General features: G+C 68.8%; 9 protein-coding genes. 6 read left to right on the top strand and 3 right to left on the bottom strand.

Annotated elements, in window-relative coordinates; all coding sequences use genetic code 11:
* The gene (locus GC106_RS23715) at positions 1-1,302 is read right to left on the bottom strand and encodes a cytochrome P450 (RefSeq protein WP_173134701.1); all 1,302 of its coding nucleotides are present in this window, start codon (positions 1,300-1,302) and stop codon (positions 1-3) included.
* A gap of 83 nt (positions 1,303-1,385) precedes the next feature.
* Between GC106_RS23715 and GC106_RS23710 the strand changes: the two genes are divergently transcribed.
* From GC106_RS23710 to GC106_RS23690, 5 genes are all read left to right on the top strand, one after another.
* On the top strand, positions 1,386-2,819 hold the full coding sequence (locus GC106_RS23710; RefSeq protein WP_173134691.1) for an Nramp family divalent metal transporter: 1,434 nt from the start codon (positions 1,386-1,388) through the stop codon (positions 2,817-2,819).
* A 27-nt stretch (positions 2,820-2,846) separates the two neighbouring features.
* Positions 2,847-3,593, top strand: coding sequence for an IclR family transcriptional regulator (locus GC106_RS23705; RefSeq protein ID WP_173134689.1), 747 nt, complete (start codon positions 2,847-2,849; stop codon positions 3,591-3,593).
* Positions 3,594-3,677: 84 nt separating this feature from the next.
* A complete protein-coding gene (locus GC106_RS23700) occupies positions 3,678-4,682 on the top strand; it encodes an Ldh family oxidoreductase (protein ID WP_173134686.1) in 1,005 nt (334 codons plus the stop codon).
* Between the two features lies 1 nt (position 4,683).
* Positions 4,684-6,003, top strand: a complete 1,320-nt coding sequence (locus GC106_RS23695) for an MFS transporter (RefSeq protein ID WP_173134683.1) — start codon at positions 4,684-4,686, stop codon at positions 6,001-6,003.
* Positions 6,000-7,349 carry a mannitol dehydrogenase family protein gene (locus tag GC106_RS23690; protein ID WP_173134681.1) on the top strand — a complete coding sequence of 450 codons (1,350 nt, stop codon included), beginning with the start codon at positions 6,000-6,002 and terminating at the stop codon, positions 7,347-7,349. Before GC106_RS23695 ends, GC106_RS23690 begins: the two co-directional genes overlap by 4 nt.
* Here GC106_RS23690 and GC106_RS23685 read toward each other — a convergent pair.
* Together GC106_RS23685 and GC106_RS23680 are read right to left on the bottom strand one after the other, a co-directional pair.
* A complete protein-coding gene (locus tag GC106_RS23685) occupies positions 7,304-9,016 on the bottom strand; it encodes an ABC transporter ATP-binding protein (RefSeq protein ID WP_173134678.1) in 1,713 nt (570 codons plus the stop codon). The two genes, GC106_RS23690 and GC106_RS23685, sit on opposite strands and share 46 nt — an antisense overlap.
* Positions 9,016-10,764 carry an ABC transporter ATP-binding protein gene (locus tag GC106_RS23680; RefSeq protein ID WP_246366635.1) on the bottom strand — a complete coding sequence of 583 codons (1,749 nt, stop codon included), beginning with the start codon at positions 10,762-10,764 and terminating at the stop codon, positions 9,016-9,018. The genes GC106_RS23685 and GC106_RS23680 overlap by 1 nt, the downstream gene beginning before the upstream one ends.
* Positions 10,765-10,955: 191 nt before the next feature.
* Here GC106_RS23680 and GC106_RS23675 point away from each other — a divergent pair, with 191 nt between their 5' ends.
* Positions 10,956-12,080: an RNA ligase RtcB family protein gene (locus tag GC106_RS23675; protein ID WP_173134672.1), complete on the top strand. Its 1,125-nt coding sequence runs from the start codon at positions 10,956-10,958 to the stop codon at positions 12,078-12,080.
* Positions 12,081-12,304: the final 224 nt, after the last annotated feature.

Here is a 12,304-nt window from a genome sequence, read left to right as displayed (position 1 = left end):
TCACGGTTGTCTTGGCGTGACGGTCATTCTGATGTCGTCACGGGCCCACAACACGAAACGCTCGACCGGGGTGACGACGTGCCCGGGTACCGGCGTGAACTCGAAACGCCTCACCAGCACCGCGAGCATCAGTTTGATCTCGACCATGGCCAGCGCGGCGCCTTCGCAGCTGCGGGGCCCGAAACCGAACGGGATGTACGCGAACTTCGGCCGTCCCTCCGCCGCCTCCGGGGTGAAGCGGTCGGGATCGAACCGTTCCGGTTCCGGCCAGTGCGCCGGGTTCAGGTGCAGCGCCCAGATCGGGTACATCAACGTCGTCCCCGCCGGAACCAGGTAGTCGCCGAGCACCAGGTCCTCGGCCAGTTCCCTTGCCGCGTACGGGCCCGGCGGGTAGCGCCGCATCGCCTCCTTCACGACCCGCTCGAGGTAGTCGAGCGAGCGCAACTCCTCGTACGTCGGCGTCATCCGCCCGCCCAGTACGGAATCCAGTTCCTCCCGGAGCCTCGCGGCGATGTCCGGATGCGTGGCCAGCAGGTGCAATGCCCACGACACCGCGACGCCGGACGTGTGGTAGCCGGCCATCACGACGACCAGCACGGTGTCCCTGATCCGTGCCGGTTCCCATCCTGATTCGGCCAGCATGCCGACCAGTCCGGAGCCCTGCCGCGGGGTTTCGAGGACGTCGGTGATGGTCTGCCGGACGTAGGCCAGCGCCTCGGCGGCTCCGTCCTCGCCGATCACGGACGGCAGGCCGTACTGCCGTCCCAGGTACTCGGCGATCAGGTCACGGAACGCCGCACTGGTCCGGCGGGCCGATCCCAGTTCGCCACCCAGGGCGAACTCGCAGATCAGCCGCAACGACAACTCGCTGAGGTCCTGCTGCAACGCCACTTCCCCGCCCGCGGCCGCCCAGCGGTCGGCCAACTGCGTGGTCAGCCGCGCGAACGCCGCGAAGTGCGCCTCGTGCGACCGGTGATTGCCCAGCGCGGCCAACAACAACCGCCGCCACGGCACATGCTCCCGTTCGCCGATCGTCTGCAGGTTCCCGGCCTCGAACAGCGGCGAGAGGAACTCGAACAACTCCTCCGGCCGCCGGTTGATCCGCGCCGTGACCGCCAGCAGTTCCGGATCGGCCACCGAGACCACCCGGGTACCGGGCAACTCGAACCGGGCGACCGGCCCGTGCCGTTCATGAAGCTCCAGCTGGAACGTGTGCAGCCCACCCGCGGCCGCGATGTCGGCGACGTTGCCGTCCGGCGGGGACGGCACCGGTCCCGGGATGCTCGACCACTCGGCACTCATACCCCGATGCTGCCACCATTGGCCCTTCGGGCGCGGATAAGCGACCCTGGAACCGTTCCCAAGGACGGTGAAGGGTGGGGTCAATGACGACTCAGGGCAAACCGGCATCCGTGGTCGACCGGTTCCCGGCCAAGCACTTAGGACCTCCGGAGATCCGGCCGCTGCCGGAGCCTCCGGCCTCGACGTGGAAGATCATCGGTCCCGGCGTGATCGCGGCGGGCGTCGGCCTGGCATCCGGCGAGTTCATCCTCTTCCCGTACATCGCCTCACAGGTGGGGCTGGTGTTCGTCTGGGCGGCGCTCGTCGGGGTGGTGACCCAGTACTTCCTCAACATGGAGATCGAGCGGTACACCCTGGCCACCGGGGAGACCGCGCTGACCGGGTTCAGCCGGTTCTGGCGGCACTGGGGCCTGGTGTTCGCCCTGCTGACCTACCTGGCCAACATCTGGCCGGGCTGGGTGACCAGCTCGGCGACTTTGGTGACGTACCTGTGGGGCGGCAACGTCACGTGGATCGCGATCGGCATGCTCGTCGCGATCGGGCTGATCCTGACGCTCGCGCCGGTCGTCTACGTCGCCCTCGAGCGCGCCGAGATGCTCAAGGTCGCCGCGGTGCTCGTGCTGGTCGTCGTCGGCGCGTTGTTCGCGATCTCGGCCAACGCGTGGAGCGATCTGCCGCGCATCGTCACGGACGCGAGCATTCCGGCCCAGGAACTCGGATTCGCGCTGCTGCTGGGCGCGCTGGCGTTCGCGGGCGCGGGCGGCGGGCAGAACCTGGTGCAGAGCAACTGGATCCGGGACAAGCAGTTCGGCATGGGCAAGTACGTCCCGCGCATCGTCAGCCCGGTGACCGGCCAGCCGGAAGCCGCGCCGAGCACCGGCTTCATCTTCGAACCGGACGAGGCCAACATGCGCCGGTGGCGCGCGTGGTGGCGGCTGGCGAACCGGGAGCAGCTCTACACGTTCGTGCTGATCACGTTCGTCTCGATCCTGTTCACCTCGCTGCTGGCGTACTCGACGGTGTTCGGCCAGCCGGGCCTGTCCAACAGCATCGCGTTCCTCAAGGCCGAGGGCGAGGCGCTGAACACGGCGGTCGGCGGCTGGTTCGGCGTGTTCTTCTGGATCGTCGGGGCGTTGGCGCTGTTCGCCGCCGCACTGGGCATCGTGGACTACACCAGCAGGCTCGCCGCCGACGTGATCAAGACCGCGTACGCGCGCAACGCCAAGGAGAGCACCCTCTACTTCGTCCTCGTCTGGGTGCTGGTGCTGCTCGGCTGCGTCGTGCTGCTCGCCGGGTTCACCCAGCCGCTGGTGCTGCTGGTGATCTCCGCCTGTGTCGGCGGCGTGATGATGTTCATCTACTCGGTGCTGCTGATCGTGCTCAACCGTCGCGTGCTGCCCGGTGAGATCCGGATCTCCACCGGCCGGATCATCGCCTTGTGCTGGTCGACCGGCTTGTTCGGCGTGCTGTCGGTGCTGACGATCGTCACCCAGGCCGAGCGCCTGTTCGGCGGCTGACCGGGTCTCCCGGTTTACAGTGGTCGCATGGCTGGAGAAGGCCCGCAGTCGGCCGCGGACAAGACACTGAACGTGCTACAGGCACTCGCCGAGCACGCTCGTGTCGCCGACATCGCGGCCGCGGCGGGCCTTCCCAAGCCGACCGTGCACCGAATCCTGCAGACCTTGGTGCGCCACGACTTCGCCCGGTCCGACGGCCAGGGCACCTACGTCTGCGGCCCGCGGGTGCTCAGCCTCGCCGGGCGGTTCCTGCAGCGCCTCGACATCGCCGAGCAGGTCCGTCCGATCCTCCAGGACCTGCAGCAGCACACCGGCTGGACCGTCCACCTCGCGCTGCGGTCCGGTGACGAGGCCGTGTACGTGGCCAAGCTCGAAGGCACCAAGCCGTACCACCTCGCCTCCCGGATCGGGATGAGCCTCGGCCTGCACTGCACGTCGATCGGCAAGGCGATCCTCGCGGCCCTGCCGGACGGCGAAGTCCGCGACCTGGTCGCCCGCACGGGCCTGCCCGCCCGCACCGAGAACACGATCACCGACCTGCCGTCGCTGCTCGCCGAGCTCGCGGACGTCCGCGCCCGGGGATACGCCGAGGACCACGAGGAGAACGAGACCGGTGTGCGTGCGGTCGGCGCCGCCGTGGCCGACCACACAGGTGCGGTGATCGGTGGTCTGTCCACGGCCGCACTCGTCCATCTGGCCCCCGTGGTCGAAGACCTTCCCGCGCAGGTCAGCGCGGCGGCGGAGGCCGTTTCCAAGGCGCTCGGCGCACACTGACACGCTGTGACCCGCTTCACAAAGCGGGTTGTCCGTGGCATGATGCCCGAATCAAGATGGAACGCCATTCCGTGAGGCGGAACGATGAGGGTGCAAGCCGCAGAGCTGGAAGCGCTGGCCACTCGAATCCTGGCCAAGGCCGGCGCGTCCGTCGCGGACGCCCGGACGGTGGCCGGTTCGCTGGTGCGGTCCGACCTGCTCGGCCACGACTCCCACGGGGTACGACGGCTGACCGACTACGTCCGGAGAATCCGCACTGGACAGATCGATCCCCTGGCGGAGCCGGAAGCCGAGCACACCCGGCCGGGAACCGTTGTGGTGCACAGCCGTCGCGCCTTCGGCCAGCTCGCCGCCCTGTGCGCGGTGCGTGAACTCCAGGACCTCGCGCCGGCCCAGGGGTCCGGCGTCGCGGTCCTGCGTGAGGGCAACCACATCGGCAGGCTCGGCGAGTACGTCGGCATGCTGGCCGAGCGCGACCTGGTCGGCCTGGCCTTCGGCAACGGCGATCCCACGGTCGCCCCGTACGGCGGGCGGGAACGCCGGATGGGCACGAACCCGCTGGCCTGGGCCGTGCCGAGGGCGGCGGACCGGCCACCGGTCGTGATGGACTGGGCCACGTCCGGGATCGCCGAGGGCAAGCTCCGGGTCGCCAGGGACAAGGGCGAGCACGTGCCCGAAGGACTGGTCCTGGACGCCGCCGGCCTGTCCACCACGAAGCCCGCCGACTTCTACCAGGGCGGCGCGTTGCTGCCGTTCGGCGGGCACAAGGGATACGGCCTGAGCGTGCTCATCGAGATCGTCGCCGGTCTGGTGACGGGCATGGGGATCGGCAGCATGCCCGGCTTCGGCGAGGGCTGGGGCACGGTCTTCGTCGCCTTCGACATCGCCGCGTTCCTCCCGGTGCGGGAATTCCGGGAGCAGACCGAGCGGTTCTGCGTCTCGCTCACCGAGACCGCGCCCGCCGCGGGGTTCCGTGAAGTGCTGGTCCCGGGCGATCCGGAGCAGCGGATCCTGGCGGAACGGCTGCATGACGGCATTCCCGTCACCAACAACACCTGGCATGAGCTCAACGCTCTCCTGAGGAGTTGACATGCACAGTACCGACCGGGGAACCACGCCAGCCGAGTTACGCCGGGTCGTGAGCGCGTCGGTCGTCGGAACCGCGTTGGAGTGGTACGACTTCTTCATCTACGGCTTCGCTGTGACGCTGGTGTTCAACGAGTTGTTCTTCAAGACCGGTGATCCCGCGATGGGCATCATCATCGGCTTCGCCACGTTCGGCGTGGGTTTCGCCGTCCGGCCGCTCGGCGGGTTCTTCTTCGGCCACCTCGGTGACCGGATCGGCCGCCGGGCCACTCTGGTGCTCACCACGCTCGTCATGGGCGTGTCCACCGGACTGATCGGCCTGCTGCCGACGTACGACACCATCGGCGTGGCGGCACCCATCATCCTGACCGTGCTGCGGATGTGCCAAGGGCTCGGCGCCGGGGCGGAATTCGGCGGCGCGTCCACGTTGCTGGCCGAGCACGCGCCCGCCGGGAGACGCGGGTTCTTCACGTCGTTCGCGCAAACCGGCGTCCAAATCGGACTCCTGTCCGGCACCGCGGTGTTCCTGCTGGTGGAACTGCTTTCCCGGGCGACCGTGCTCGCCTGGGCGTGGCGGATCCCGTTCCTGTTCAGCTTCGTGCTGATCGCGGTCGCCCTGTACGTCCGGCTGCGCGTGGCCGAGTCGCCGGTGTTCCGCCGGATGTCCGCGGACCAGACCACGGTGAAGTTGCCTGTGCTGGACGCGATCCGCCACTACCCGCGCAACTTCCTGATCGGCATCGGCGCGCACATCTGCGACACCGCGGTCGTCTACATCTACGCCACCTACAGCCTGACCTACATCACCAAGACGTTGGCGTTACCGCGCTGGGTCGGCCTGACCGGCGTGATCATCTTCAGCGTCATCGTCATCGCGCTGCAACCGGTGTACGGCGCGCTGTCCGACCGGATCGGCCGGCGGCCGCTGAACCTGTTCAGCGTGGTCTTCACGGCGGCGTTCGCGTTCCCGTTCTTCCTGTTGCTCGACACCAGAGAGCCCGTGCTGATCTGGATCGCGCTGGTCCTGGCCACCACGCTCGGGTTCGCACCGATGATCGCGGTGCAACCGGCGTTCTACGCCGAACTGTTCGGCGCACGGGTCCGTTACACCGGATTCGCGGCATCCAGGGAGATCGGCGCCGCGCTCGGCGGGTTCTCCCCGCTCATCGCGGCCGCCCTGGTGGCACAGGCGGGCGGGAAGGGCTGGCTTGTCGCCGTGTGGATGATCTTCACGGCGGTGATCTCGTTCGTGGCGTTCTGGCTGTCCAAGGAAAGCAAGGACGTCGACATCACCGCCGCCGCCATGCCCGTGACCCAGCGATGACCCAGCGACTGTCCAGGTCCGCGTGGACCGGAGCTGGCCCGGCTGGCGGGATCGGCATCGTCCACCTGGGACTGGGTGCGTTCCACCGTGCGCATCAGGCGGTGTTCACACAGGAGGCGATGCGTGCCGAGCCCGGGGACTGGGGAATCTGCGCGGTCAGCCAACGCAGCCCGGCGGTTCGAGACGCACTGGCCGCGCAGGACTGCCTGTTCACTGTGACCGAGCGAGACGCCGACACTGATCATGTGCGAGTGGTGGACAGTGTGCGCGAAGTGCTGCTGGCCCCCGCGGAACCTGATCGGCTGACGACTGTTCTGGCCAGTCCGGACACTCATGTCGTGACGATCACCGTCACCGAGTCCGGTTACCGCCACGACTTGGTCACCGGGCACCTGCGTGCCGACGATCCTGAGGTCGCCGCGGATCTGGCCGGTCGTCCCCCGCACACCCTGGCGGGCCAGCTGATCCGTGGTCTGCGGACTCGACGGGCCGCCGGGGTGGCGGGGCTGACCGTGCTGTCGTGCGACAACCTTCCCGACAACGGTCCTCTGGTGGCCAGGCTGGTGCTGGACTTCTGCGCGTTGTCCGGCGAATCCGGCCTGGCCGGCTGGATCGCCGGGAACGTGCGGTTCCCGTCCACAGTGGTGGATCAGATCGTGCCTGCCACCACCGAGGACGACATCGCCAGGGTCACGTCCCGGCTCGGCCTGCTCGACCGGGGCGCGGTGGTCGGCGAGACGTACCGGAACTGGGTGATCGAGGACGACTTCGCCGCCGGACGGCCGGCCTGGGACCGGGTGGGTGTCCGCCTGGTCCCGGACATCGCCGCCCATCAGGCCGCCAAACTGCGACTGGTGAACGGCACCCACTCGGCGTTCGCCTACCTCGGAACGCTCGCGGGCTGTCGGACGACCGCCGAGGTGGCGGCCCGCCCGGAGTTCGTCGCGTACGCCGAACGCCTGCTGCGGAACGAAACCGGCGCGTCGCTGGTCCGCTTCGGCCAGACCGTCGGCGACGCCGAGATCGAAGCGTTGCTGCACCGCCTGGCCAATCCGCGGATCACCCATCAGCTGCCGCAGATCGCCGCGGACGGCCTGCGCAAACTCCCGCAACGCCTGCTCGACCCCGCCGCCGAGCTGCTCGGGCAGGGCACGGCACCGCGGATGATCTGCCTTGCCCTCGCTGGTTTTCTGCGCTGCCAGGGCCAGACCGTGGAATCGTTGCTCGGCACGCGGCCCGCGTTACGGGACTTCCCCGATTTCCGCCGGATGATCGCCGAGGCCGATGCCCAGATCGCCCGTCACGGCGTCCCCGGTGTCATGGCGACGTTCCAGAAGCCGGCGTAGCGGCCGCCACGCCGCAACAACTGCTCATGACTGCCTTCCTCCACGATCCTGCCGCCGTCCAGGAACACGATGCGATCGGCACGTTGGACCGTCCGCAGCCGATGCGCCACCATCACCACGGTCCGGCCCGCCATCAGGCGCTCGATGCCTTCGTGGACCGCCGCCTCGTTGACCGGGTCCAGCGCGGAGGTCACCTCATCGAGCAGCACGACGGGCGCGTCCTTCAGCAGTGCTCGTGCGATCGAGACGCGCTGGCGTTCCCCACCGGACAGCGACGCACCGCCCTCGCCGACATTCGCCTGCCAGCCGCCGGGAAGCCGTTCGATGACTTCGTCCAAACGCGCCGCGGTCGCCGCCGCCCGCACCTCGGCATCGGAGGCGTCCGGACGGCCGAGCCGCACGTTCTCCTCGATCGTGCCGTCGAAGAGGTAGACGTCCTGGAAGACGAACGCTGTCTGCGCCATCAACAGTTCGGCGTCGATCATGCGCACGTCCACTCCGCCTACCCGCACGGCGCCCGCGTCCACGTCGTAGAACCGCGCGAGCAACTGCAGCAGGGTGCTCTTGCCCGCTCCTGACGGCCCGACAACGGCAAGCCGTTGTCCCTGCGGCACGGACAACGACACGTCGTCCATCACCGTGCGGTTGCCGTGCCGGAACGTGACAGAGTCGAACTCCAGGTCATGGCGGATCGGCTGGACCGGTTCGGCGGCCTGCGGCAGCGGCTCGGTCCGCAACAACGCTTCGAGCCTCGCCAGTTCCGAACGGGCGCCGCGCAGTTTGCCGCCGATGTCCGACAACGACAGCAACGGATCGGCGCAGCGAGCGGCCAGCACCAGGATCGTCAACACCTCGGCCGCACCGATGTCCCCGCCGAGCGCGAGGGAGGCACCGAGTACCAGCAACACGGTGAACATCGCCTGCACCACGAGCGTCAAACCCACGACGCCGGGCAGCACCGACACCAGGGTACGGCGGGACGCCCGTTGGACGTCGCGCAGCGAGTCGTCGAGCAACCGGAAGCGCTCGACCGTCCGGCCACCGGCTCGCAGCACCGGCTGGGCCTGAAGATATTCGATGACTCGTGCGCTGGCCTCCTGGCCGCGTCCGGCGCTCTCCGCGTCCGCGGCGGCCAGCGCGCGTCCCGTCCGGACCTGGATCACGGCCACGACAGGCACCGCGATCAACGCCGCCAGTCCCATGTGCCAGTTGAACGAAAGCATCACGGCAACGATCGTCAGCGGCGTCACACACGCGGAGATGAACGGTGCCAACAGGTGAGCGATCACACCCATCGCCTGAAGAACGCCTTGACCGGCCAGGACGGAGACCTGCCCGACACGGCCGGCGCTGTACCAGCCGATCGGCAGGCGCGCCAGGTGATCACCCAGCCGGTAGTACATGCCGCGCAACATCGTGGTGCCGACGCGGAAACCGGACAGGTCGCTGCCGTAACGCAGCACCGCGTAGACCGCGACCGCCGCGCCGAACGCGACCAGCCAGGGTAAGCAATCCCCTGGCGTGCTTCCGAACAGCGTCTGGAGAACTGGCACAAGCAGGGCGTAGGACAGGCCCTCGGCTATCGCGGTGATCGTCATCAGGGTCACCGTGCGTCGTACCGGCTGGGCGTACTCGTGTCCCAGGACGCGGAGCAGTGTTCGGATCATCAGGGCTCGTCTCCTTGCCGTGTGCCACCGTGGGATCGCCAGAACGCGGCGAACTTCCCGTTCCGGGCCAGCAGATCAGCTGGTTTGCCGCGCTCGACGATCGACCCGTTCTCCAGCATCACGACGGTGTCGGCGTCGACGACCGTTTCGAGGCGATGCGCGATGATCAGAATGGTCCGATCGCCCGCCAGCGTCGCCAGCGCTTGGCGCACAGCCTGTTCGGTCGGCGGGTCGGCGAAGGCGGTCGCTTCGTCGAGCACCAGGACGGGCGTGTCGGCGAGCAGGGCGCGGGCGATCGAGATCCGCTGTGCCTCGCCGCCCGACAACGTGACGTCATCCCCGATCACCGACGCGTATCCGCGTGGCAGCTCCAGGATCCGGTCGTGGATGTTCGCCAGCTTGGCGACCCGGACCACGTCCTCGATGTCGGCGTGCGGCACCGCCAGTGCGATGTTGTCCACGATCGGCGCCCGCAGCAGACGGACGTCCTGGAAGACGAAGGAGACCGTCCGGTAGAGCGCACGGCTGCCGAGCTCACGCAGGTCGGCGCCGCCGAGGACGACCGAACCCGCGGTCGGATCGAAGAACCGGGGCAACAGCTGGACCACTGTGGACTTCCCGCTGCCGGACGGTCCGACGATCGCGGTGACCGTCCCCGGTTCCAGCACCAGGTCGATCCCGTGCAGCACCTCGTGATCGTCCTCGTAACCGAACCGGACGTCCCGCAGCTCCACCCGATGGCCCTTGGGCACAACGGGATTCGCGGGCTCGGGGAGCGGCGGAACCGCGAGCACGTCCCGGATCCGGCCGACCGCCCGGCGCGCGGCCTGCATTTCGTCGAAGCCATGGCCCAGAGCCGCCACCGGAGCGGTCAAGCCCAGTCCCAGCAACAGGAACGGCAGCAGGTCGGCCGGCGCCATACCACCGGACGTGATCAGGCAAGCACCACCGATCAGCACGACCAGCAGCACGAACGGCGGCGACAGCGCCAGCTGCATCGCCGCGGCGAGCACGGACATGCCGCGCACCCACCGGTTGAAGTTCTCGACGAAGTCGTCAACGGCCGTGCGGAACTTCCGGTGGGCCCGGCCGCCTCCGCCGAACGCCTTGACCACCGCGATGCCCTGGACGAACTCGACCACGGAACTGGAGATCCGCCCCATGGCCGCGTCGAGGTCCTCCTGCTCCCGCAGCCGGGCCGAGGTCATCATGAACGGGACCACAGCCACCGCCAGCAGCACAGGTACCACCGTGATCAGCGTGAGCCGCCAGTCGACGGTGACCAGGTAGAGCAACGACACCAGCGGCACGACGAACGCGGCGACCAGTTCGCCGGGAGTGTGGGCGATGAACGGGTGCACCGCACTCACGTCCTCCCCCACGACCTTCGCCAGCTCACCGGTCCGGCGACGGGAGAACCAGCCGATCGGTACGCGCCCCAGGTGCGCGGCCAGTTGCCGCCGGAACGCCAGTTGCACCCGGCTGTCGAGCACGTGGCCGATTCCGGAGGACGCGGCCGTGAACAGCAGCCGTACGAACAGACCGGCCGCGCCCGCGATCACGACCATCCAGACATGGTCGTGATCGACAGGCCCGGGAGACAGCAGCGTCCGGCCCAGTTCGACGACCGCCAGCAGCGGCGCCAACCCCGCGACGGCGCCGATGACCTGGAGGACGACAACAGCGGCGAAACTCCTCAGATACGGCCGCAGCAGGCTGGAGATGCCCTGCTCCACAACGGGTTCCATGCCGGTCATCCTTCCGGTGGGCGGTGCCCGGCGTCGTCCGCCGGCCGTCGCGCATCCCGGGCCGATCACGCACCGAACGGCGCAGACGATCAAAAGTCGCTTGCCGCGTGCGGTGAGTTGAGAGACCGTGGGCCCATGACGTTCTGACGGACACCACCGCGCCATCATCCACTCCCAGTGAAGAGAGCGTCTTGTCCCAGCACAACCCGGCCGTGCGTTCGGCCACGGTCACAGTCTTCGCGTCCCCGTCGAGTTGGATCGAGTCCGACGCCGTCGCGCAGTGCCACCAGGTGGCGGCCTTCGACGGCATGATCCACGTCGCCGCCATGCCGGACCTGCATCCCGGCAAGGGCGCGCCGATCGGCGCCGCCATGGCGTCGACCGTGTTGTACCCGTTCCTCGTGGGGTCCGACATCGGGTGCGGCATCGCCGTTTTCCCCATCAAGCTCAAACGTGCCGTGCCCGAGAAGCTGGCCGCCAGGTTCCCGGATCTCGACCAGCCGCTGGACCCGGGCGATCCGCTTGTGGACAGTGACATTCCCGCCGGCCATACCGAAGGTCTCGGGACGGTCGGCCGCGGCAACCACTTCGTCGAACTGGCGCGGATCGGCACCGTCTTCGAGCCGGGCCACGCGACCCGGCTCGGGTTCGCCGCCGACGACCTCGTCCTGATCGTCCACACGGGATCGCGCGGGCTGGGCGAGCGAATCCTGCGGGCGCACACCGAGGTCCACGGTGCGGGACCGGCTGCCGACGCCGATGCCTACCTGGCGGCGCACGACGAAGCCGTCCGCTGGGGAGCACTCAACCGCAGGCTGCTGGCCGCCCGCGTCGCCGATGCCCTGGGCGCCGAGTTCACCGAGCCCATCGTGGACCAGTGCCACAACCTGGTCGAAATCCGTGACGGGGTGTACCTGCACCGCAAGGGCGCGGCGCCAGGAGACGGCCGCGACGTGCTCATCGCCGGTACGCGAGGAACCCATTCCTACCTCGTGGCCGCGCACGCCGGACCAGAGGCGAACCATTCGGTGGCGCACGGCGCGGGCCGCAAGATGTCACGTGCCGACGCCCTGCGCCGCGGCAAGGTCAAGCACACAGTGGACCAGCTGCGCAGGACACCGGTGGGATCGGTGGTGGTGTGCGGCGATCGTCAGCTGCTGTTCGAAGAGGCACCCACTGCCTACAAGCGCATCGAGCAGGTGATCGGTGACCTCGTCGACCACGACCTGGCGACGCCGGTGGCGACCACGGTCCCGCTCGTCACCTACAAGACGGCGGACCTCGGGTCCAAGCGCGGCAAACGAGGCCGGCCGTAAGCACGCGGTGTCCGCCACCGGCGTGATCACGTGGCTGGGAAAAAGGATTGGACGTGGCGATGCCCGGGCTTGTAGCTTGCCGTCGACCGTGACACCGCCCGAGGAGGTGAGACCCATGAACGCTGTATCGACGTGGGTGCTCCCCCTTCCCGTCACGGCCGGCGACTGACGTAGGTGTCGCCGGGAGCGCCTCGACAAGGCACTCCCGAAAGGCACCACCTATG

Source organism: Kibdelosporangium persicum (assembly GCF_013280595.1).
In the GTDB taxonomy this organism is placed as follows: domain Bacteria; phylum Actinomycetota; class Actinomycetes; order Mycobacteriales; family Pseudonocardiaceae; genus Kibdelosporangium; species Kibdelosporangium persicum.
The sequence above is the reverse complement of the archived record's forward strand: the minus strand, read 5'-3'. Positions and strand labels throughout refer to the sequence as shown.